Annotated in this window: 18 protein-coding genes; 12 read left to right on the forward strand and 6 right to left on the reverse strand. The window is 59.9% G+C overall.

Going from position 1 to position 21,982, the window contains the following annotated elements; translation table 11 throughout:
* The first annotated feature begins 46 nt into the window (after positions 1 to 46).
* The 5 genes from thrA to LGH70_RS13575 all read left to right on the forward strand — a co-directional run bounded on the left by thrA (position 47) and on the right by LGH70_RS13575 (position 6,893).
* Positions 47 to 2,491, forward strand: coding sequence for a bifunctional aspartate kinase/homoserine dehydrogenase I (gene thrA / locus LGH70_RS13555; RefSeq protein WP_226186522.1), 2,445 nt, complete (start codon positions 47 to 49; stop codon positions 2,489 to 2,491).
* 24 nt (positions 2,492 to 2,515) lie between these two features.
* Positions 2,516 to 3,472, forward strand: coding sequence for a homoserine kinase (locus tag LGH70_RS13560; protein WP_226186525.1), 957 nt, complete (start codon positions 2,516 to 2,518; stop codon positions 3,470 to 3,472).
* Positions 3,459 to 4,754 (forward strand): threonine synthase, encoded by a 1,296-nt coding sequence (gene thrC, locus LGH70_RS13565; protein ID WP_226186527.1) that lies wholly within the window; start codon positions 3,459 to 3,461, stop codon positions 4,752 to 4,754. Before LGH70_RS13560 ends, thrC begins: the two co-directional genes overlap by 14 nt.
* A gap of 85 nt (positions 4,755 to 4,839) precedes the next feature.
* Positions 4,840 to 5,526 (forward strand): c-type heme family protein, encoded by a 687-nt coding sequence (locus LGH70_RS13570; protein WP_226186529.1) that lies wholly within the window; start codon positions 4,840 to 4,842, stop codon positions 5,524 to 5,526.
* 107 nt (positions 5,527 to 5,633) lie between these two features.
* Positions 5,634 to 6,893, forward strand: coding sequence for an NAD(P)/FAD-dependent oxidoreductase (locus LGH70_RS13575; protein ID WP_226186531.1), 1,260 nt, complete (start codon positions 5,634 to 5,636; stop codon positions 6,891 to 6,893).
* A gap of 88 nt (positions 6,894 to 6,981) precedes the next feature.
* Here the strand turns inward: LGH70_RS13575 and LGH70_RS13580 are convergent, their stop codons facing one another.
* From LGH70_RS13580 to LGH70_RS13600, 5 genes are all read right to left on the reverse strand, one after another.
* Positions 6,982 to 7,746, reverse strand: coding sequence for an exodeoxyribonuclease III (locus tag LGH70_RS13580; protein WP_226186533.1), 765 nt, complete (start codon positions 7,744 to 7,746; stop codon positions 6,982 to 6,984).
* A gap of 50 nt (positions 7,747 to 7,796) precedes the next feature.
* Complete coding sequence (locus LGH70_RS13585; RefSeq protein ID WP_226186535.1) at positions 7,797 to 9,065, reverse strand: hypothetical protein; 1,269 nt, start codon at positions 9,063 to 9,065, stop codon at positions 7,797 to 7,799.
* 59 nt (positions 9,066 to 9,124) lie between these two features.
* The gene (locus tag LGH70_RS13590; protein ID WP_226186538.1) at positions 9,125 to 9,508 is read right to left on the reverse strand and encodes a hypothetical protein; all 384 of its coding nucleotides are present in this window, start codon (positions 9,506 to 9,508) and stop codon (positions 9,125 to 9,127) included.
* Between the two features lies 1 nt (position 9,509).
* Positions 9,510 to 9,887, reverse strand: a complete 378-nt coding sequence (locus tag LGH70_RS13595) for a carboxymuconolactone decarboxylase family protein (RefSeq protein WP_226186541.1) — start codon at positions 9,885 to 9,887, stop codon at positions 9,510 to 9,512.
* 179 nt (positions 9,888 to 10,066) lie between these two features.
* Complete coding sequence (locus LGH70_RS13600; protein ID WP_226186544.1) at positions 10,067 to 10,465, reverse strand: NUDIX hydrolase; 399 nt, start codon at positions 10,463 to 10,465, stop codon at positions 10,067 to 10,069.
* 122 nt (positions 10,466 to 10,587) lie between these two features.
* Here LGH70_RS13600 and LGH70_RS13605 point away from each other — a divergent pair, with 122 nt between their 5' ends.
* The 4 genes from LGH70_RS13605 (at position 10,588) to LGH70_RS13620 (ending at position 16,416) form a co-directional block, all read left to right on the forward strand.
* Entirely contained in the window at positions 10,588 to 12,717 is a 2,130-nt protein-coding gene (locus LGH70_RS13605; RefSeq protein ID WP_226186546.1) for a M13 family metallopeptidase, read from the forward strand.
* Between the two features lie 106 nt (positions 12,718 to 12,823).
* Positions 12,824 to 14,944: a M13 family metallopeptidase gene (locus tag LGH70_RS13610; RefSeq protein ID WP_226186548.1), complete on the forward strand. Its 2,121-nt coding sequence runs from the start codon at positions 12,824 to 12,826 to the stop codon at positions 14,942 to 14,944.
* A 134-nt stretch (positions 14,945 to 15,078) separates the two neighbouring features.
* Positions 15,079 to 15,336 (forward strand): hypothetical protein, encoded by a 258-nt coding sequence (locus LGH70_RS13615; RefSeq protein WP_226186549.1) that lies wholly within the window; start codon positions 15,079 to 15,081, stop codon positions 15,334 to 15,336.
* Positions 15,337 to 15,438: 102 nt separating this feature from the next.
* Entirely contained in the window at positions 15,439 to 16,416 is a 978-nt protein-coding gene (locus tag LGH70_RS13620; RefSeq protein WP_226186551.1) for an alpha/beta fold hydrolase, read from the forward strand.
* A 121-nt stretch (positions 16,417 to 16,537) separates the two neighbouring features.
* Here LGH70_RS13620 and aspA read toward each other — a convergent pair whose 3' ends face one another.
* Positions 16,538 to 17,944, reverse strand: a complete 1,407-nt coding sequence (gene aspA, locus LGH70_RS13625; protein ID WP_226186552.1) for an aspartate ammonia-lyase — start codon at positions 17,942 to 17,944, stop codon at positions 16,538 to 16,540.
* A 1,197-nt stretch (positions 17,945 to 19,141) separates the two neighbouring features.
* Between aspA and LGH70_RS13630 the strand changes: the two genes are divergently transcribed.
* The 3 genes from LGH70_RS13630 (at position 19,142) to LGH70_RS13640 (ending at position 21,925) form a co-directional block, all read left to right on the forward strand.
* Positions 19,142 to 19,315 (forward strand): hypothetical protein, encoded by a 174-nt coding sequence (locus LGH70_RS13630; protein ID WP_226186553.1) that lies wholly within the window; start codon positions 19,142 to 19,144, stop codon positions 19,313 to 19,315.
* 157 nt (positions 19,316 to 19,472) lie between these two features.
* Complete coding sequence (locus LGH70_RS13635) at positions 19,473 to 20,711, forward strand: HEXXH motif-containing putative peptide modification protein (protein WP_226186554.1); 1,239 nt, start codon at positions 19,473 to 19,475, stop codon at positions 20,709 to 20,711.
* Positions 20,712 to 20,767: 56 nt separating this feature from the next.
* A complete protein-coding gene (locus LGH70_RS13640) occupies positions 20,768 to 21,925 on the forward strand; it encodes a methyltransferase domain-containing protein (RefSeq protein WP_226186556.1) in 1,158 nt (385 codons plus the stop codon).
* The last annotated feature ends 57 nt before the right edge of the window (positions 21,926 to 21,982 follow it).

Here is a 21,982-nt window from a genome sequence, read left to right on the forward strand (position 1 = left end):
CTCTACGCCCGGGCTTTTTCGTGTGTTCTTTTTTACGCCAAACGGTATGCAGGTTCTAAAATTCGGCGGTACGTCCGTCGCCAACGCCGCCAACATCACCAAGGTCCTCGCCATCGTAACGGCCGCGGCCCAGCAGGAAACCACCCTAGTGGTTGTATCGGCCCTGAGCGGGATTACCGACGCCCTGATTGAGGCCGGCCGCCTGGCCGCTGCCGGCAACGAGACCTACCGGCAGCGCCTGCACCACATCGAAAGCCGCCACATGGAAGCCGCCCGGGAGCTGGTGCCGGTAACCAGCCAGAGCAGCGTGCTGAGTTTGGTGAAAACGCACTGCAACGAGCTGGAAGGCATCTGCAACGGCGTATTTCTGCTTGGCGAGCTGAGCGTGCGCACCCTCGACCGGGTCATGAGCTTTGGTGAACTGCTTTCCTCGCAGCTGGTAGCCGCCAGCCTGCGGGCCCGGCAGGTGCCGCACCAGTGGCACGACAGCCGCCAGCTCATCCGCACCAATTCCCAGCACGGCTTTGCCGCCGTCGACTTTGCCGTTACCAAGCAGCTCATCACCGATTTTGTGGCCGGACAGCCCGAGGCGCTGTACCTCGTGCCGGGGTTTGTGGCCGCCGATGCCCAGGGCGCTACTACCACGCTGGGCCGGGGCGGCTCCGACTACACCGCCGCCATCTTTGCCGGGGCTCTGGGCGCCGGGCGCCTGGAAATCTGGACCGACGTGAGCGGCATGATGACGGCTGACCCCCGCCTGGTACCCCACGCCCGGCCGATTCCGCGCATCTCCTACCAGGAGGCCATGGAACTGTCGCACTTCGGGGCCAAGGTGTTGTACCCGCCTACCATTCAGCCGGTGATGAGCCAGGGCATCCCGCTCTGGATCAAGAATACCTTCGCGCCCACCGACCACGGCACGCTGGTTGAGGTAGCGCCGCCGGCCAGCCACCACATCGTGCGCGGCCTGTCGAGCATCGGGCAGCTGGCTTTGCTGAGCCTGGAAGGCAGCGGCATGGTGGGCATCCCGGGCTTTTCCAAGCGCCTGTTTGAAGCCCTGGCCCGGGAGAAAATCAACGTGATTCTCATCACCCAAAGCTCCTCGGAACACTCCATCAGCGTGGGCATCAACGCCCGCGACGCGGCAACGGCCCAACGCTCGGTGGACGAGGAATTTGCCTACGAAATAGCCGTGGGCAAAGTCGAGCCCCTGCACCTGGAAACCGACCTGGCTATTGTGGCATTGGTGGGCGAAAACATGAAAAACCACTCCGGCATCAGCGGCCGGCTGTTTGGGGCGCTGGGCACCAATGGCGTGAACATCCGGGCTATTGCCCAAGGCTCGTCGGAGAAGAATATTTCCACGGTCATTCGGGCTCAGGACGTGAAAAAGGCCATCAACGTGCTGCACGAAACGTTTTTTGAGGCCACCAGCAAGCAGATAAACCTGTTTGTGGTGGGCGTGGGCAACGTGGGCAGCAAGCTGCTGGAACAGCTGGCCCGGCAGCAGGCCTACCTGCAGGAAAAGCTCAGGCTGAACGTGCGGGTGGTGGGCGTGGCCAACAGCAGCCGGTTTACCCTGCACGAGCACGGCCTGGAGCCCGGCGAGTGGAAACTGGCCCTGGAGCAGGGCGAGCCGCTGCACCTGCCCACACTGGTTGAGGCCATTCATGCCCGCAACCTGCGCAACGCCGTGTTTGTGGACGTGACGGCCAGCGCCGACGTGGCCCAGGTGTACGGCGCTTTGCTGGAGAAAAGCGTGGCCGTGGTGGCTTGCAACAAGATTGCCTGCGCCTCGGAGTACGTGAACTATGCCCGGCTCAAGTCATTGGCCCAGGAGTTCAACACCGATTTTTTGTTCGAAACCAACGTGGGTGCCGGCCTGCCCGTCATTGGCACGCTGAACGACCTGCTGCGCAGCGGCGACGTGGTAAACCGCATCGAGGCCGTGCTGTCGGGCACACTCAACTTCGTCTTCAACCACTACGACGGCAAGCGGCCCTTTGCCGAGGTGGTACGCCAGGCCCAGGCCGAGGGCTACACCGAGCCCGACCCGCGCCTCGACCTGAGCGGCACCGACGTGGCCCGCAAAATCCTGATCCTGGCCCGCGAAACGGGCGAGACGCTGGAAATGGAACAGATTCACAACGTGTCGTTTTTGCCCGCCTCGTGCATGGAAGGTAGCGTGGAAGACTTCTACGAGCAGCTGGCCGTGCACGAAGACCACTTCCAGGGCCTGTACGAAGCCGCCGCGGCCCAGGGCAAAAAGCTCAAGTTCGTGGCCCGCTACGCCGACGGCAAAGCCAGCGTGGGTTTGCAGTCCATAGCGCCCGGCCACGACTTTTACGCCCTACAGGGCAAGGACAACGCGGTGCTGTTTTATACCAACCGGTATTCCGAGCAGCCGTTGGTCATCAAGGGAGCCGGGGCGGGAGCGGAAGTCACGGCCTCGGGCGTGTTTGCCGACATCATCCGCGCGGCGCGGGGTTAATTTTCAGCTGTTCAACTGCTTTCTATGCCTGCTTCCATCACTGTTCTGGCTCCCGCTACTGTCGCCAATGTCGTCTGCGGCTTCGACGTGCTGGGCTTTGCCCTGGCCACGCCCTCCGACACAATGCACCTGCGCCTGACCGATACGCCCGGCGTCACTATCCTCAACGAGGACGACTACAACCTGTCCACCGAGCCGACCCGCAATGTGGCCGGCGCGGCTTTGCTGGCTTTGCTGCGCGAGGCCCCGGCTGGCACCGGCATCGAGGTCCGGATTCAGAAAAACATCAAGCCCGGCAGCGGCATCGGTAGCAGCGCGGCCAGCGCCGCTGGCGCCGTCGTGGGGGCCAACGAGCTGCTGGGCAACGTGTTCAGCAAGCAGGACCTGGTGCGCTTCGCCATGTTCGGGGAGGAAGTGGCCTCGGGGGTGCAGCACGCCGACAACATCGCGCCGGCCATCTACGGCGGCGTCACCCTGATTCGGGCCACCGAGCCCACGCCCGACATCGTGACCCTGCCCGCCCCCGAGCTGCACGTGACGGTGGTGCACCCTCAGATTGAAATCAAGACCTCCGACGCCCGCCAGATTCTCAAGAAGGAGGTACTGCTCAAGGATGCCATCCGGCAGTGGGGCAACGTGGGCGGGCTGGTGGCCGGCCTGCTCAAAGGCGACTACGACCTGATTGGCCGGTCTCTGGAAGACGTCATCATCGAGCCCGTGCGCAGCATCCTGATTCCGGGCTTTGCCGAGGTGAAAGAACACAGCCGACTGGCCGGGGCCCTGGGCGGGGGCATTTCCGGCTCGGGACCATCCATTTTCATGCTGAGCCGCACCGAGCAAACCGCCCAGGCCGTGGCCCAGGCCATGCAGCAGATTTACCGCCGCCTCGGCATCGACTTTCACACCTACGTCACCCGCATCAGCCCCGTTGGGGTGCAGGTAGTTCCGTCCCAGCAGCTTCTTCCCAATGCAGTACTATAGCCTCAACCGCCAGGCGCCGAGCGTCGATTTTCGGGCTGCCACCCTGGCCGGCCAGGCCCCCGACGGCGGCCTGTACTTCCCTGAAACCATTCCGCGCTTCTCGCCCCAGCTGCTGCAAAGCCTGCGCACCCTGCCCAAAGCCGAGCTGGCCCTGCAGGTAATGCAGCCCTACGTGGGCACCACAATACCAGCCGCGGAGCTGGCCCGCATCTGCGCCGAAACTGTAGATTTCTCATTTCCCGTGGTGTCCGTTACCGAGCAGATTGCCGCGCTGGAGCTGTTTCACGGACCCACGCTGGCATTCAAGGATGTTGGGGCGCGGTTCATGAGCCGCTGCCTGGGCTACTTTTCGCGCCAGCAAACCCGGGCCGTTACGGTGCTGGTGGCTACTTCCGGCGACACCGGCGGGGCCGTGGCCAACGGCTTTTTGGGGGTGGAAGGCGTGGAGGTCGTGATTCTGTACCCGGCGGGCAAAGTCAGCCCGGTGCAGGAGCAGCAGCTCACGGCCCTGGGCCAGAACATTACGGCCCTGGAAGTGCAGGGCAACTTCGACGACTGCCAGCAGCTGGTGAAGCAGGCTTTTACCGATGCCGCCGTTACCAGCCACCTCACCCTGACGTCGGCCAACTCCATTAATGTGGCGCGCTGGCTACCCCAGCAGCTGTATTACCTCTACGCCAGCCAGCAGTGGCCGCACCCCGAGCCGCCGGTGGTGGCCGTGCCCAGCGGCAACTTCGGCAACCTCTGCGCCGGGCTGCTGGCCTACGCCTCAGGCTTGCCGGTGTCCCACTTTATTGCCGCCTGCAACGCCAACGACGCTGTGGCCCGCTACCTGCGCACCGGCGACTTTGCCGCTCGCCCGGCCGTGGCCACGCTTTCCAACGCCATGGACGTGGGCAACCCCAGCAACTTCGGGCGTATTCTGGAGCTGTTTGCCCAGAACCACGCCACCATCAGCGGCCTGATTAGCGGCGGCACCGTTACGGACGCTGAAACCAGCGCCACCATTCGGCGGGTGCACCAGCAGACGGGCTACCTGCTCGACCCGCACGGCGCGGTGGCCTTTCACACCCTGGAAGCGTACCTGCACACCCGGCCCGGCCAGCACGGACTGTTTCTGGAAACGGCCCATCCGGTGAAGTTTCCAGAAGTCGTGGAGCCGCTGATTGGGCAGGCCATTGCCGTGCCGCCCGCCCTGCACGAACTGATGCGCCAGCCTAAGCGTAGTATTGCCCTGGAACCGCGCTACGAGGCCTTGCGCGAGTATCTGCTGACACGCTGACGCTCAACTTCTGATTCTTTGCGTTGTTTGCACTACCAAATCCGGTAGCTGCCGGCTCGTTTGTTTTTCGTGTTTTCCTGTTGCTATGCGCGCTGCTTTTCACTTTCTGGCCTCCGGGTTTCTCTGCCTTAGCCTGCTTGCGGGGTGCCGCCCCGACCAGATTGAGCACATTGAGAACGGCAAGCAGATTGCCACCACCCTGGAAAATATGGCCGTGAAGCGCATTCTGCCCGCCGACTTTCTGCGGACCACGCGCTGGGCCGGCGACTCGCTCACCGGGCAGGCCGACCGGGAGCTGCACCGCCTGCTGGCCCTGCAGCTGCGGGCGGGCGGGGTAGCGGCGGCCTTGCCCTACTGCCGCCCCGAAGCCTACGCCACCACCGACACCCTGGCCCGCACGCTGCTGGCCACGCCCCGCCGCCTTTCCGCCCGGCCCCGCAACGCGCAAAACCAAGCCGTGCTGCCCGACGCCGAGCTGCAGCCTGATACGGCCCGCCTGATTAAGCGACCCACGGCCGATGTATTTGTGTATCAGCGGCCTATCCTGCTCAGTGATGCGCAGTGCCTGCGCTGTCACGGTGAAGTCGGCAAGGACATTGCCGCCGCCGACTACGCCCTGATCAAAAAGCAGTATCCGCAGGACCAGGCCACTGGCTACCGGCTCGGCGACGCCATGGGCGTCTGGCGCGTGAGCTTTGCCCGCAACGGCATAGCGGAGTTCTACACCATGAAAACCCGCAAGGTGATGAAGCCGCGCAAGCCGCTGTTTTAAGTTGACCTGTGTTGCATGTGATTGATTTCTAGTGGGTAGCCGCTAAACGGGCGGCGTCCTGATAGTTTGATACCAACCTTCCGCCAACTCTGGCAGTTGAGAAACCTATGAGCCTTTCTTCAGCTACTCCCATCATCATTATCGGGGCCGGTATGGCGGGCCTCACCTGTGCCAACTACCTGCACCGCGCCGGCCGCCCCGTGCTGGTTCTCGAAGCCGCTGACGCCGTGGGGGGCCGCGTGCGCACCGACGTCACACCCGAGGGCTTCCGCCTCGACCGGGGCTTTCAGGTGCTCCAAACGCGCTATCCGGAAGTGCAGCGCCTGATGGACTACGGCGCGCTGCAGCTACAGGCGTTCCGCTCCGGCGCGGTTATCCGGCTGGCCGATGGCCGGCAGACAACCCTGGTGAACCCGCTGGATCAGCCGCTGGCCGCCTTTTCCGCCCTCACTTCGCCTATCGGCACGCTGACGGACAAGCTGCGCATTGCGGCCCTGGCCAAGCGCGTGAGCAGCAGTAGCAGCGAGGAACTGCTGCGTTTGCCGTCGTCGGATACGCTCACCTACCTGCGGCAGCACGGCTGGAGCGAGCAAATCATTGACTCTTTCTTCCGGCCCTTTTTCGGCGGCGTGTTCCTGGACCGCGGCCTGAGCACGGCCAGCAACTTCTTCGAGTTCGTGTTCAAGCAGTTCGTGGAAGGGGAGGCGGCCATTCCGGCTCTGGGCATGCAGCAGATTCCGGAGCAGCTGGCCGCCCGCCTGCCCGCGGGCAGCGTGCGGCTCAACACCAAAGTGGAAGCTGTGCAGGGCCACACCGTTCAGCTGGTTGGGGGCGAAACGCTGCAAGCGGCGGCTGTCGTGGTAGCTGTGAATGGGGAAGCCGCCGCCCGGCTGCTGCCGACCTCCAGCCTGCCCATCCCGACGGCCTGGCGCCGCACCACCTGCACCTATTTCGCCGCCGATGCCTCGCCCGGCAAGGCCGATAAGCTGCTGCGCCTGAATGCAGCCCCCGGCTCCCTGGTGCACAATGTGGCCTTCCCCAGCGACGTAGCACCCGGTTATGCCCCGGCCGGCCGCGCCCTGATTTCGGTGAGTGCCCACGGCTCCCAGGCCCTGAGCGACGCCAACCTGACGGTGCGGCTGCGGGAAGAGCTGGCGGCCTGGTTTGGCCCGGCCGCCCGGCAGTGGCAGCATCTGCGCACCTACCACATTCCGCAGGCCCTGCCGGTGTATGCCAGTGGTCAGCCTCCGTTTCAGCCCCTGCAAGTGGGTGAAAATCTTTACCGCTGCGGCGACTACACCAGCTACCCTTCGCTGAATGCGGCAATGGCCACGGGCCGCAAGGTGGCGGAAGCTTTGCTAGCCTAACGCAACTATGTTCGGCACTAGCAAAAGCCTCCCGGCGCTATTCGCTGAACGCGTAGTGTCGGGAGGCTTTGTTTTAGTGGCGAGCTGCTTAGCTTAACTCCACATACGCCGGGCAGTGGTCAGAATGAACTACGTCGGGGAGCAGGCCGGCATCGGCAATGCGGGGCTGCAGGCTCTGGTCGACCAGCAGGTGGTCGAGGCGCCAGCCCACGTTGCGTGCCCGGGCGCCGGCGCGGAAGGTCCACCAGGAGTAGTGGCCGGTGGCGTCGCCGTGGTGGTGGCGGAACGAGTCGGTGAAGCCGTCGGCCAGGAAATCGGCAAACCAGGCGCGCTCCTCGGGCGTGAAGCCGGGGCTTTTCTGGTTGGCTTTGGGGTTGTGCAGGTCAATGGCGGTCTGACAGCAGTTGTAGTCACCGCCGATAATCAGGGGCGGCGCGCTGGCCTTGATTTCCTGCACGTAGCGGCGGAAGAAGTGCAGCCATTCGACCTTAAACGCCTGCCGCTCTTCACTGCTCGTGCCCGAGGGCATGTACACGTTCAGTACCGAGCAGTCGGCAAAATCCAAGCGCAGCACGCGCCCTTCCAGGTCGTAGCACTCGGTGCCGCAGCCGTACACCACGTTCTGCGGCGCAATTTTGGTGAACGTAGCCACGCCGCTGTAGCCGGGTTTCTGGGCCGGGTGAAGGTAGGCCTGATAGCCCAGCGCTTCGAACCCAGCCACATCGAGCGGGGCCGTACCCGCCTTGATTTCCTGCAGGCACAGCACGTCCGGGTTGGCCTCCCGCACCCAGTCGAGCAAGCCTTTGCTCATGGCCGAGCGGTAGCCATTGACGTTGTAGGTAATGATTTTCACAGCCAAAAAGTAAGCCTTCGGAATCAGTCCGAAGAAAGAAAAACAATGAGTTAGCGGTCCGCCAGCTTGTTTACCTGCTCTTCGCCCTGCCGGGCCGGTACGGCTACCAGCTTGGCGCCGCCTTCCGGCCGCAGCTCCAGATACGTCGGCGCGTTAGGGTCCGGCACTACCTCGAGGCAGGCTTCTCCCACGCACAGGTGCACCGGCTGCCCCGCCGCCTGCCACGGAATCGACAGATACTGGTCGGTACCCAGCTGACCGACCGCCCCGTTGTCGATGCTCACGGGGAGGCTGGGGCCGGGCCGGCGGCGGTACACAATCAGGTGGGTGGGGCGCTGGGCCAGGTTGGTGGCTGCGCCTTCCGTACCCTGATAATCCAGGATCAGGCCGGTGCGCATGTCCAGGGAAAATGCCTTGCGCGGCGGTCCGGCATTGATTACCCCACCGGAGGTGTTGTTGAAATCGGGCGCGAAAAACATGAAGTTGGGCCCGCGCTGCTCCAGCAGGTAGTATTCCCCCTGAAACTGAATGTATACCTGGCGCCCGTCGCAGAAGCCCCAGGCGTCGGTCAGGGCCACGTGTTTGCCCTCCGGCGTCAGCACCGAGGGGTTGACGGCCCGCTTGCCCTGCCACTCGGTGTTGCGGTAGGCCCGCGCATCCACGGACACATTGTCCGGCCGGCCCGGCTCGTTGTGCCGAAACTCGAAGAAGCTGCGGTAGATGCCCATGCGCCACGTCTCTGTCCGGATCGGGTAGGGCGCCGTGCCGGGCTGCTGCAGTTGGGCCAGGGTGTAAGCCGGGCCCGGCTGGGTCCAGTCGGCGCGGCTCACCTGCTCCAGACTTTGCTGCAGCAAGGCGGCCAGCAGCAGCGGGGCCGACTGCTCGGGCGTGGTAGCCGTTACCTGCTGCTGGTCGGTTGCGTAGGTGCGGGCCACCAGGTAGTAGCTGCTGTCGGGTCGTTGCGCGTAGTATTCGGCCGCCAGCTCGCCAGCGGTGTTCAGCTTGCCATTCGCCAAAAGGGAGGAGGCGTTGATGCTGGTGAGGCGAAGCACGAGCGGCTGGGCTGCCGCCGAGGCTGGCAGGCGGGCCCTTAATGCTGCGGTCAGCTCGGGCCCCACGCCCTGGGCTACTACCAGCATGCGGTAGGGCGCAAACAGGCCGAACTTGCTAATGCCGAGCCCCCGCTGCCGAGGCTGCGCCTCAATTACCCGGCGAATGTAGAACGGTTCGGGTGGGGGCGGCACCGCGTACGCCTGCAGGCTCACGGGCAGGTCGCGCCCCAGGATGGAGGGTTGGGCCTGCAGGCTGTAGCTTACCAAAAGCAGGCTCAGTATCCGCCCACACACATATCTGTTCACGCTCACAGCGGAATAGTAGCTTACTCAGAACCCAGCGTCGGATCCTCTTTCATAAAGGCCTCGAAGTACTCCAGGATGTGCCACTTCAGCATGCGCTCCTGCTCCTTGAGGTTGGCAAACGGCACCGGTCGCACCAGCGTGTAGTGGGGCCAGCCTTCTTCGTCCACGTGGTCGAGGGCGTAGTGGCCCGACAGGCTGAAGAGGCGGCAGGTAGCAATGTGCATCAGATCCTGCTTTTGCTCTTTGGTAAACGGCCCCGCGCCCTGCCCCAGCTCCTGCACGCCAATAAGCAGGAGCAGAGCGTTCAAATCAGGCTTTTTGCCAAAACGGGCGCGCATCTCGTTCATGAGCTCCCACCAGCGGGCCTCAAACTGGGCTTCGGTTTCGTCGACGTGCAGGGGCATGCTAGGCGTCGTGGTGGTGCAGGGGCGCAGGCGTGGTGGCCTCGTCCTTCAGAATTTCCCAGTACTCCACGGCCCGGCGGAAATGGGGAATCACGATGCTGCCGCCAATCAGGTTGGCAATAGCAAATACCTCGTAAATCTGCTCGTCGTTAATGCCCTCCTCGTGGCACTTGCCCAGGTGGTACTTGATGCAGTCGTCGCAGCGCAGTACCATCGAGCAGGCCAGGCCCAGCATTTCCTTGGTTTTGACGTCCAGGGCGCCGGCCTGGTAGGTGTTGGTATCGAGGTTGAAAAAACGCTTGATGACTTTGTTATCAGCCGCCATGATTTTCTCATTCATGCGCTGGCGGTATTCATTAAACTCGGTGACTTGGCTCATGGTAACAGACTATGGTATGGGCTATAAACACGAAAGTAGGCACAAAAGTCACCTGCTCCCGCCTTCCTCTAAGCATTGCTTCGCCAGGTGCTTCATTTTCCGCCGGTTGTAGTCTGTTATCCTGAGCCGGAGAATGTTGCCTGCGCTGCCTGGAAATCAGCTACCAGCCCAAACAAACGCTACAACAACGTCCCTTCGCCGTGCAGCCGGTCGAAAATCAGCTGGTCGACGGGGGACACGCTGGCACGGTCAGCGTAGGTGAGCCAGACTACTTCCTCGATTTCGGCGGCGGGCTGCAGCGTACCGGTATAGCGGGCCCCGTAGCAGATCATGCGCACCAAGATTCCTTCGGTGTGTCCGTGGGCCTGGGCTTCGAACGTATCTATATAGTGCAGGCTGCCGGCATCCAGGGTCACGGTCAGCTCCTCCCGGATTTCCCGCAGCAGGGTTTGGGCGTCGGTTTCGCCGGTTTCCCGCTTGCCGCCGGGAATGTAGTACCGGTCTTTGCCCCGGCTGCGGGTGCTGAGCAGGCGCCCCTCGTGCAGGTGGAGCCAGGCAACTTTATCAATGACGTTCATAGCAGCGGCGGGCGTGGCAAGCCATGCCTTAGAAAGAAGAAGCCACGAAGATACGCGCGCTTATGCAGCCTAACGATTGGTAGTTAGTCTTTGGCAGACCTCCTACTTTGTCTTTTGCCCGCATGAGCAAACCAACTACCCTGCACGCCTGCCTCACCGTGGCCAGCCTGGCCCTGGCGGGCTGCGCTACCAGCCAGGCTCCGCAAGCCACGGCTACTGCTACTGCCCCCGCCGCTACGCCGACCCTCACGGCATCGGCCGCTACAGCCGCGCCGGTCGTTTCCGAAGGCCGCAGCATCAACGTGGCCGACCTCGACCGGTCGGTGGCGCCCTGCGAGGACTTCTACCGGTTTTCGGGCGGCAACTGGCTCAAGAACAACCCTGTGCCGTCGTACGCCACGCGCTGGGGGCCGCGTAACCTGCTCAACGACCGGATTCAGCTGCAGCTACGCCAGATTCTGGAAGAGGCCGCGGCCAACCAAAGTGCGGCCAAGGGCTCGAATACCCAGAAAGTAGGCGACTTCTTTGCCTCGGCCATGGATACGGTGGCCATTGAAAAAGCCGGCCTCACGCCCCTGCAGCCCGAGCTGAGCCGCATTGCCGCCATCAAGGACCTGAAGGGAGTGCAGGACGAAATTGCCCGCCAGAAGATGCTGCAGACCGACGCCTTTTTCCGGGCGGGCGTGGATGTGGACGAAAAGAAGTCGACCCAGTATACCGTGGGCATCAACCAGGGCGGCCTTACCCTGCCCGACCGGGACTACTACTTCAAGCAGGATGCCCGCACCGAAACCATCCGCGGGGCCTACCGGAAATACCTGACCAACATGCTGGCCCTGCTCGGCGACGACCAGGCTACGGCCCAGAAAAACGCGGCCACCATTGAGCGGATTGAAACGCGCCTGGCCAAAGCCTCCCGTACCCGCGTGGCGCTGCGCGACCCGCAAAGCAACTACAACAAGCTGACCGTTGCGGAGCTGCAGAAGCGCTACCCTACCCTGAACCCGCAGCGCCTGCTGACCAGCCTGCAGCTGGGCGCGGCCAAGGAAGTGGTAGTAGGCCAGCCCGATTTCCTGGCCGAAGTAGATAGGGTACTCAAAACCGAGCCCGTCGGCGACCTGAAAACCTACCTGCGCTGGCAACTGGTGCGCTCGGTAGCGGCGGCTTTGCCCGCGGCTTTCGTCAACGAGAGCTTCCGCTACAACCAGGTGCTGACCGGCGCCAAGCAGCCCCTCACCCGCTGGAAACGCATGCTGGCCGCCACCGACAACTCCCTGGGCGAAGCCTTTGGCCAGCTCTACGTGGATAAGGCCTTTTCGCCGGCGGCCAAGCAGAAGGCGCTGGAAATGGTGACCAACATCAAAGCCTCCATGGCCGACCACATCCGGAGCAACACCTGGATGAGTGAGCCCACCAAGGCCGAGGCCCTGAAAAAGCTCAGTGCCCTGCGGGTGAAAATCGGCTACCCGGATAAGTGGAAGGACTATTCGGCCCTGAACATCACCCGCGACTCGTACCTGCGCAACCTGCTAGCTGCCCGCGAGTGGGACTACCGCCAGGAGGTGAAGAAGTACGGCGGGCCCATCGACCGGAATGAGTGGGGCATGACGCCGCCCACCATCAATGCCTACTACAACCCGCCGATGAACGAAATCGTGTTTCCGGCCGGCTACCTCCAACCGCCCTTCTTCGACCCCAATGCCGACGACGCGGTAAACTACGGGGCCATTGGCGGGGTAATGGGTCACGAAATCACCCACGGCTTCGACGACCAGGGCCGCCAGTACGATGCCGCCGGCAACCTGCGCGACTGGTGGACGCCCGCCGACGCGGCCGAATTTACCAAGCGCACGGCCATCGTCGGCCGCCAGTACGACGCCTTCTCACCCCTCGACTCGGTGCATGTGAACGGCAAGCTGACGATGGGCGAAAATCTGGCCGACTTTGCCGGCCTGACCGTGGTGTATGGGGCGCTGCAGAAGCAGCTGCAAAAGCAGTACGGCTCGAATCCGCGCCCCCTTATCGACGGGTTCACGCCCGAGCAGCGCTTCTTCCTGAGCTGGGCCCAATTGCGGCGCTCCAACATCCGGCCCGAGGCCCTGCGCCAGCAGATCCTGACCGACCCTCACTCCCCCGACCAGTACCGCACCATCGGCCCGCTGATGAATATGCCCCAGTTCTATCAGGCCTTCGGCTGCCAGCCCGGCCAGAAGATGGTGCGCACCGACGATGACCGGGCCACCATCTGGTAGCATCGCACTTTCGCTCTCACTCAATCCGCTCAGCCGGAACCAGACTGCGCCGCCGCTTGTCGGAAGACTGGACCCATCCTTTTTCTGCTCCTTTTTACCCCATATAATGACAAACAAAAATCAAATCCTGCTGACCCTCAGCACCGCCGCGGGCATTGCCCTGGCTGGTTGCGCGGCCAGCAGCACGGCCACCACTACGGCTACCACAGCCCCCACCGCCGCGGCTACCACTCCCGCTCCTGCCGAGCAGCCCGTCGTGAAAGGCGTTGGGCTGGACGTAGCCAACATCGACCCTTCGGTGTCGGCCTGCGACGACTTCTTCCAGTACGCTTCGGGCACCTGGCTGAAAAACAACCCGATTCCGGCCGCCGAGTCGCGCTGGAGCTCCTGGAACACGCTCATCAACCAGAACGAAGCCGTAATGCGGCAGATTCTGAACGATGCCGCCGCCAACCGCACCGCCGCCAAGGGCACCAACCTGCAGAAGGTTGGCGACTTCTACGCCTCGGCCATGGACTCGATGGCTATTGAGAAAGCGGGTATTAATCCGCTGAAGCCCGAGCTGAACCGCATTGCCGCCATCAAGGACCTGAAGGGCCTGCAAACGGCGCTGGCGCGCCAGCAGATGCTGCAGACCCGCTCGGTGCTGGGCGTGGGCGTGGGCCAGGACCGCAAGAAAAGTACGGAATACGCCGTGTACATGATGCAGGGCGGCCTCTCGATGCCCGACCGGGACTACTACCTCAAGGAAGACGCACGCTCCAAGCAGGTGCGCACCGCCTACCTGACCTACCTGACCAACACCTTCAAGCTGCTCGGCGACAACGAAGCCACGGCCGCCAAGAACGCCAACACGGTGATGCGCCTGGAAACGCGGCTCGCCAAAGCCTCGAAGGACCGCGTAGCTCTGCGCGACCCCTACGCCAACTACAACAAGATGAGTGTGGCCGAGGCCAGCAAGCAGTTCCCCAACCTGGGCGTAACCAGCCTGTTGCAGCAGCTCGGTCTGGGTGCCGCCAAGGAGGTAATCGTGGGCCAGCCTGACTTTATGAAGGAAGCCAGCACGGCCCTGAAGTCGGAGCCCCTCGGCGACTGGAAAACCTACCTGCGCTGGCATTTGGTGAACAGCTCGTCGTCGGCTTTGCCCCAGGCCTTCGTGCAGGAATCGTTCCGCTACAACCAGGTGCTGACCGGCGCCAAGCAGCAGCAGCCCCGCTGGAAGCGCATGCTGCGCTCCACGGACGCGACGCTGGGCGAGGCCTTCGGCCAGCTCTACGTGGACAAGGCTTTCACGCCCGAAACCAAACAGAAGGCCATGGAAATGGTGAGCAACATCAAGGCCTCGATGGCCGAGCACATTCAGCAGCTCGACTGGATGAGTGCCGCTACCAAAACCGAAGCCCTGAAGAAGCTCAACGCCTTCACCGTGAAAATCGGCTACCCCGATAAGTGGAAAGACTATTCGGCCCTGAATATCACCCGCGAGTCGTACCTGCAGAACGTGCTGGCCGCCCACGAGTGGGAGTATAAGGACGACGCCAAGAAGTTCGGCAAGCCCATTGACCGCGGCGAGTGGGGCATGACCCCGCCCACGGTGAATGCCTACTACAATTCGTCTTTGAACGAAATCGTATTCCCGGCCGGCATTATGCAGCCGCCCTTCTTCGACCCCAAGGCCGATGACGCCGTGAACTACGGTGGCATGGGCGCCGTTATCGGCCACGAAATTACCCACGGCTTCGACGACAAAGGCCGGCAGTCGGATGCTGAAGGCAACCTGCGCGACTGGTGGACCAAGGAAGATGCCGAGAACTTTACCAAGCGCGCCGACATGGTAGGCGCCCAGTATTCGGCCTTCTCGCCCCTGGATTCGGTGTTTGTGAACGGCAAGCTGACGATGGGCGAAAACCTGGCCGACTTCGGGGGCCTGGCCCTGGCCTACTCGGCCCTGGAAAAGCAGCTGGAGAAAAAGTACGGCTCGAACCCACGTCCGAACTACGACGGCTTCACGCCCCAGCAGCGCTTCTTCCTGAGCTGGGCCCAGATCTGGCGGACCAATGCCCGGCCCGAATACCTGCGTCAGCAGGTGCTCACCGACCCGCACTCCCCGGCTCAGTACCGCACCAACGGCCCCTTGATGAACATGCCTCAGTTCTACGAGGCTTTCGGCTGTAAGGAAAACGCCAAGATGGTACGCGCCGCCAACGAGCGGGCCAAAATCTGGTAGCAGCCTAGCTGTTTTCTATTAAAAAGGCGGTCTGCAGCGCGCAGACCGCCTTTTTTGCGTTTGTACCCACCGGGCTGAATGACCCTGCGGGCCGCCGCCGCCGTAGAGTCCGTTACCACCAAGTCCCTCGTGCTATGCCCCTGCACCACCAGCTGGACCAGAAGCTCAGCAAGATGTATGAGCCCTCCTCCACCATTGACGACGTCTTTAAAGGCCACGACATCACCTTCGTCACCAACGACCAGGGCGAGCCGGTGATGCTGTTCATCGGCAGGCGCAAACCCAACGGCGCCATTGCCGGCGAGCGGTACGTACGCACTATCAAGCGGGAGCCCGACGGCACTACGGTAAAGTCGAGCCACTGGGACCTGAAGGGGAAAACGCAGGGCTAGAGCATCCGAGTCCAAAGAATGCTGCTGGCCGGAAAAGAGGCGCTGCGGGTATGCCGGAATTTCTATATTCGGACTACCAACTGCTCTATTGCCGTCTATTCCATGCAATCCATTCTTTCTCAGTTCCGCTGGGTGGCCTGTTTTCTGGGCTTGCTCCTATGCATCATCAGTAGCGCGGCCCCTGTTGCGGCCCAGCGCAAAACTGCCCCGCTGGCCAATGGTACCTCAGGCATCACGACCTCCGACGGGGTGAAGCTGTACACTGCCGTGGCCGGCAAGGGCTTGCCCTGCGTGTTTGTGCACGGCGGGCCCGGGGCCGGCAGCTACGCCATTGAAGCCCTGGCCGGCAAGACGTTGGAGCAACACTTCCAGATGATTTACCTGGACCAGCGCGGCAGTGGGCGCTCGGCATCCGACCCCGGCAAGAATTACGCCCTCGACCGGCTGGTTCAGGACCTGGAAGACGTGCGCCAGCAGCTGCACCTAGAGAAGTGGGTGCTTATGTCGCACTCGTTCGGCGGCATCATTGCCACAGCCTATGCCAGCAAATACCCCGAGCGGGTCCAGGCCCTGGTGTTGGTCAACAGTATTCTGAATTTGCCCGCTTCCATGGAAAGCACGGCCACCAACGGCTACCAGCTGCTGTCCGAAGCCAGCCGCGCCCCGCTGGACCCGGCCGCACCGCTGCCCCAACGCTTTGGCATGGTCATGGGCCTGCTCGGCCAGCAAGGCCTGATGAACAAGTTCATGTTTGCCAGCGACTCTACGCCCGTGCGCGTAAACCGGGTGCTGAAGGGCGTGACGAGCAACCGCGACTTCAGCACCGCCCTCTTTCAGGGCCCGGCCATCCAGCCCTACGTGCAGGATATGACGCCGGCCACCGCCAGCCTGCGCATGCCTGTGCTCGTTATTTCGGGTCGCGAAGATTATCTGGTGGGCCCTGAGCACTACAAAACTTTCCGCTTTCCGCAGCAGCAGGTGGTGGTAGTGCCGGGCAAGCATTACGCCCTGCTCGAAAATCCGACCGAGTTCAACCAGGCAGTAGCGGCTTTTGTGAAGAAACTCCCGCGCAAGCCCTGATCCAGCGGCCAGCTGCGCCGTAACGCGGGCAGAACGACCCGGCCACCTCGGACCCGACATGCCGATTGGCGCCTGGCAGTACACCGGCCACCCGTCGGCGCGTTTACACCCGAATTCGGCCTTACTGAATAAAGTGCGGGCGAATCAGGTTTTCAAAGGTGAATATTTCGTCCCACTTTGCCTGCGTCAGCAGCCCCCGTTCCGTCACGGCTATGTCGTACACCGACTTGCCACTGAGCAGAGCCTCCTTGGCAATTTCGGCGCTGGCTTCGTAGCCCAGCACGGGGTTCAGCTGCGTCACGATACCGATGCTGTTGCGCACCATCTGCTCAGCCCGGGCGGCGTTGGCGGTTATACCCACCACGCACTTTTCGCGCAGGGTGTGGCAGGCTCGGGTCATGTAGGAAATAGAGGTAAAGAGCGCGAAGGAAATAACCGGCTCCATTACGTTGAGCTGCAGCTGCCCGGCCTCCGCGGCCATCGTCACGGTCAGGTCGGCGCCGATGACGTAGAAAGCCGTTTGGTTCACGACTTCTGGCACCACGGGGTTTACCTTGCCAGGCATAATGCTGGAGCCCGGCTGCAGCGGTGGCAGGTTGATTTCGAAGAAGCCCGCGCGGGGCCCAGAGGAAAGCAGGCGCAGGTCGTTGCAGATCTTGGACAGCTTCACGGCCGTGCGCTTCAACACCCCCGAAAGCTGCACGTAGGCGCCTGTATCGTAGGTAGCTTCTATCAGGTCGCCGGCCAGGCTCAGGTCGAGACCCGTGATGGTGCGCAGGTGCTCGGTTACCAGTTCGGCGTAGCCGTCCGGGGCATTTACCCGCGTACCAATGGCCGTGGCGCCCATGTTAATCTCACTGATCAGGCGGCGCGAGTCTTCAATGCGCAGCAGCTCTTCACGCAGGTTGGTGGCAAAGGCCTTGAACTCGTCGCCCATGCTCATCGGCACGGCATCCTGCAGCTGGGTCCGGCCCATCTTAAGCACATTGCGAAACTCCTCCCCCTTGGCGGCAAAGGCATCGGCGAGCTTGCCGAGCGTTTGGGCGTAGCCCACCAGCTTGTTGCTCAGGGCAATGCGAAAGGCGGTGGGGTAGGCGTCGTTCGTGCTTTGGGAGCAGTTGACGTGGTTGTTGGGGTGGCAAAACTCGTACTGACCTTTGCGGTGCCCCATCAGCTCCAGCGCCACGTTGGCAATAACCTCGTTGGCATTCATATTCACCGAGGTGCCAGCCCCGCCCTGAATCATGTCGGTCAGAAACTGGTCGTCGTACTGCCCGCTGGCTACCTTGTCGCAGGCCGTGGCGATGCAATCTGCAATGGTGGGGTCCAGCACGCCCAGGTCCCGGTTGGCCAGAGCCGCCGCTTTTTTTACGTAGGCCAGCGCCTGCACAAACAGGGGCTCGGTGCGCAGCGGAATGCCGGTGATATCAAAATTTTCCAGCGCCCGCAACGTCTGGATGCCGTAATATGCCGCGTTGGGAATCGACCGTTCGCCAAGAAAATCATGTTCAAGCCGGGAATCTGTCATGGATATGGGAGCTGAGTTCGGGGTTGCAGATCTTGTACGGAAACGGACGAGCTAAGTCGGCCCTGAGCCCAACGGGTAGTCGCTGGGCAGGCAGGAAAGCATTCCGTAGAAAACCGTTTCTATTCCTGGGCAAAGCTACATAGTCTTTCCTGCTGGCGTTGGCGCCTGCTGCACCTCATCCACTGTCATTGCGGGCATCATTAGCGCTGAACAGCCGTTCCACCCGGGACAGCTCAATTGCCAAGGACAGATCACAATTTTACAAACGATTGGCCATCAGCCAATTAAGTTCAATATTGATTAAGCCAGCCGCAATAAATCTCAAAATCAACAGCAACATGATTGTGATAGTCAATAAAATATCTAGTTTTAGCGTCATATTAAGATTACTATCAGTACGATTACGAATAAGAAATTATCAAATTATATTCCTTAGCACGCTAGTTACTTTATAAATAACCCAACACTCCCTCCCGGGCGCCATATACTTCCGCACCCAGTCACCGAATTCATTTTGGCACTGGAGGGCTTTGCGTTGCCGTTAATTATCAAATTATATCACTTTATCCATACCCTATATGCCATAGAGCCAGAAACTATTCTACCCGAATTATTGAGCCATAGGGCTCAGAACAATTAAAACTAACAGATTATAATATGAACCCATCAAACAACAACAACAACAAAGAGCAGAAAGGCCTAGTCCTAACGCTGGAAGAGTTCAAGCAGAGAAAAGCTGAACTGGTAAAAGATCTGGCACACGTAAACGGTGGATTGGAATCTGCGAAGAAACCGCAGAGCTGTGATGACTGCCGCGGCCTTTGTGATGAAACATTCTGCTACTAACTACAGAAAACGGATTAACATTAAATTCAGCAAATCTTTACTAAGAAAGGGCTGAGCAATTTTTGATTTTTCATCTATAGCTTGTTCAAATACACACCATGACAGAAGAAAAAAAGCGTTTAACGCTTGATGATTTCAAGCAGAAAAAGAACCAACTATTACGCAATCTGGAACAAATAACCGGCGGACAAATCCCTGTGGAAGAACCTGTAGGCTGCCATTGCTGGCTTGACTGTAATGCCCCTTCCGATTGTCACGAATAAACTGACGGCAGTACAAGAGCAGATAAGCTAAAATTTCCTTCGCAGTATACATTAAACCATCAATCCAACGACTTTAAAAATAATTATCATGGCTGAAGAAAAAAAACGCTTGACTTTAGAAGATTTCAAGCAGAAGAAGGCAGTACAAACAGCGAATTTGGATTCCATTAACGGTGGATTTGTAGCCCCTATTGGTTGTGGCGACACATGCTCCGGCGAATTTCCTTATTGTGGAGGTGACCAGCCAGATTGCCACGACTAATCGAGGCGAGTAAAGGAAGCTCAGCACTACTGAAAAGCAGGGTTTGCAACTACCTGTTATGCATAGGCAAAACCGTTGCAAGCCCTGCTATTTACTCACCAGGCAGTGAAGTCAGACACGGTGATTACTAAATCAATAGCTATAAATAGAATAAGCCATGAGCGTAAACTATAACAATACTATAGACGAAACGGCCTTGATAGAGGCCGGCCTCGGACTTACTGCTGACCGTATTAAGCTGTATGTATACAAACAAGATCCAGGCCTTTTTGACCTACTGGATTTTGATGACGACGCTATTTTCCTGGAGCCTTTGGTAGCTGCGCATCGCAGGGCTACTTACGGCAAATACGCCCACCACGCTCCTGTCGACTCATTACCTCTATCTCTGCGGCAAGCACTATATGGGTATATCAAACCAGAACAACGGCCTACTACACTTTCGGTAGTCAGCGACAACCAAGGCTGGGTATATATTCCTCGGCTTGGTTATTTCATAACTCCCTGCACGAATGCCGCCTTGCAACTGACGTACTTACACGCCACAGACACCTTTTTTATCATGCAGGACGGGGAACTGATTACTGCTGATTTCAAGCCTTGTCAGTTTATTGCAACTCCTGACATTCATCTGTACCAAAGCAACCCGGCTCTATTAAACACCTTATTTAACAAGCTGGAAGCCGATACTGTTACCCAAGCCGACCCAAGCCTGCCGGAAGCGAATATTGTTGCGGCCATACCTGCGCGGCTGCCTGAGCTTGGAAAAGCATTTGCCATTATCCGCCATTACCTACCCGACTACTACCACCAGATCTGCCTGGTGGCAAAAGGACTGATGGTATTTGAAAACCCGTACGTACGCCCCTTCGCAACACCTTTTGCCCCCGGAATTTCCTTTATCAGTGTGGCTCCCACAGATAGCGTAATATATTTTATTGTAGAGCTAATCCACCAGTTTGGGCACAATATGCTGTACGCCATTATGGATAACAGAAAAAGTTATTTCCAGATAGACCCAATGGCGCCGCTGTCAGTTTTTAACCACAACCCCAAAGAACGCCGCAGCCTTTTTTCCGCTTTTCACGGCTTGTTTACTACCACTAAAATTGCGGAGTGTTTGGAAGTGCTGTACTACAGCAATGTATTTCAAGGAGACGAACAACAGGAGATAGTAGCACGCTTGGCCGACAATAAACGTCGGTTCAGAACCGGCATCGAAAGAATAGAGCATGACCGCATACTCACGCCGCAGGGAGTAGCGCTATACGAACACCTTGATACTAGCTGCGCGGCCGTGTATCGCCGCCTTGATGCAGTAGTAAGAGAATACAACGTGAGCAATCAGCCCTTTATGTTTACCTATTCGCTTTTTAAGGAAGCAAATCTGGTCTAATAAATTCTTATTACTAATAAATACATTGTTGTCTATAGTATTATTTATTAAGATATATGTCTGGTATTACATATGGACAACTGATATGCGTGATTTGTCAGTCCGAATTACTTCAGAATAACAAAGACGCCGCTGCCCTTACTTGTACCGGGTGCGGACTTTCTTACCCATTGTTTGCCGGTTGTATTCCCATCATGCTCCCTGATTCGGTTCCGTACCGGGTGAATGCGTTTTGGCAGTACCAAAAACACCTGAGAGAAGCTCGGGCAACGCTGGCAGAGCTTCGCAAGGCCTCAACTTCGGTAGCGGCAGCAGCTCGAGCTTCCCTATTAGATGAAGCGCTTTCTACGAATGGCGGCTATATAGCGCGCATTCAGCAGCAACTCGCAGCCACGTTGCCGACGGCGCTGCTGGCCCAGCCCGCAGAGCGGTTTCGGCCCTTGGCTTACTTCAGCAGCTTCTCCTACTTAAAAAGAGATTGGTGCGGCCTGCCGGCAGACGAACAGGAAATCCAGACCATCATGGAAGCCGTGCTGGCCGGGATGCCCGCAGTCATTGGTTCCCAGGCTCAGGTGCTGGTGCTGGGCGCGGGCACTGGCCGCGTGGCCGCGATGCTCAAAGACCACTTTCAGCAGGTGTACGCTATTGATTTGTCGCTCACCATGGCTTGTCAATACCATGATTTGGTGGAACAGGGAGCTATTCGGTTCTATGATATTCAGTCTAAGAATGCACGCACCCTGGCTGAACAAGCACGTGAGCAGTGGGCAACCGTCGGTCTGGTGCCTGGCCTTGAGGCGGGGTCGGTGCACTATTGCGTGGCCGACGTAAAGCAGATACCGTTGCCCACCAATTCGGTTTCAGCCGTTGTTTCGGTCTATTTCACGGATACTGTGCCGCTTAAGGACTACCTCCCGGAAGTGAAGCGGGTGCTGGAGCCCGGAGGAGCTTTTATCCATTTTGGGCCCCTGGAGTACCATTTCTCAGATATTAGTGCGCATTTATCGGTTGAGGAAGTGCGGGAAGTATTCGAAGCTCATGGCTTTCGGGTAGCACAGGAACAGGAAATAACGACCAACCATTTGTTCCGACCGGAATCCTTGGCCTGCAAAACTTACCATAACTGGTCTTTCAGTGCCGTTCTGGCGGACAAGGAAAAGCCTCTTAACCAGCAGGTGAAGGCGACCAGTGTACCCCTGGCGGAGTATATCTAGCACCGCAGGCCGGCCAGTTGACACCAGCGTGAAAGCAAGTAAAAAAGCCAGCCAAGT

The sequence above is a fragment of the Hymenobacter nitidus genome (genome assembly GCF_020447315.1).
Classification (GTDB): Bacteria; Bacteroidota; Bacteroidia; order Cytophagales; family Hymenobacteraceae; genus Hymenobacter; species Hymenobacter nitidus.

Bases quoted from the DNA above. Each gene is read 5' to 3' on its own strand.
- thrA (WP_226186522.1), top strand. From the start codon at position 47: ATGCAGGTTCTAAAATTCGGCGGTACGTCCGTCGCCAACGCCGCCAAC.
- LGH70_RS13560 (WP_226186525.1), top strand. From the start codon at position 2,516: ATGCCTGCTTCCATCACTGTTCTGGCTCCCGCTACTGTCGCCAATGTC.
- thrC (WP_226186527.1), top strand. From the start codon at position 3,459: ATGCAGTACTATAGCCTCAACCGCCAGGCGCCGAGCGTCGATTTTCGG.
- LGH70_RS13570 (WP_226186529.1), top strand. From the start codon at position 4,840: ATGCGCGCTGCTTTTCACTTTCTGGCCTCCGGGTTTCTCTGCCTTAGC.
- LGH70_RS13575 (WP_226186531.1), top strand. From the start codon at position 5,634: ATGAGCCTTTCTTCAGCTACTCCCATCATCATTATCGGGGCCGGTATG.
- LGH70_RS13590 (WP_226186538.1), bottom strand. From the start codon at position 9,508: ATGCCCCTGCACGTCGACGAAACCGAAGCCCAGTTTGAGGCCCGCTGG.
- LGH70_RS13595 (WP_226186541.1), bottom strand. From the start codon at position 9,887: ATGAGCCAAGTCACCGAGTTTAATGAATACCGCCAGCGCATGAATGAG.
- LGH70_RS13600 (WP_226186544.1), bottom strand. From the start codon at position 10,465: ATGAACGTCATTGATAAAGTTGCCTGGCTCCACCTGCACGAGGGGCGC.
- LGH70_RS13605 (WP_226186546.1), top strand. From the start codon at position 10,588: ATGAGCAAACCAACTACCCTGCACGCCTGCCTCACCGTGGCCAGCCTG.
- LGH70_RS13610 (WP_226186548.1), top strand. From the start codon at position 12,824: ATGACAAACAAAAATCAAATCCTGCTGACCCTCAGCACCGCCGCGGGC.
- LGH70_RS13615 (WP_226186549.1), top strand. From the start codon at position 15,079: ATGCCCCTGCACCACCAGCTGGACCAGAAGCTCAGCAAGATGTATGAG.
- LGH70_RS13620 (WP_226186551.1), top strand. From the start codon at position 15,439: ATGCAATCCATTCTTTCTCAGTTCCGCTGGGTGGCCTGTTTTCTGGGC.
- aspA (WP_226186552.1), bottom strand. From the start codon at position 17,944: ATGACAGATTCCCGGCTTGAACATGATTTTCTTGGCGAACGGTCGATT.
- LGH70_RS13630 (WP_226186553.1), top strand. From the start codon at position 19,142: ATGGCTGAAGAAAAAAAACGCTTGACTTTAGAAGATTTCAAGCAGAAG.
- LGH70_RS13635 (WP_226186554.1), top strand. From the start codon at position 19,473: ATGAGCGTAAACTATAACAATACTATAGACGAAACGGCCTTGATAGAG.
- LGH70_RS13640 (WP_226186556.1), top strand. From the start codon at position 20,768: ATGTCTGGTATTACATATGGACAACTGATATGCGTGATTTGTCAGTCC.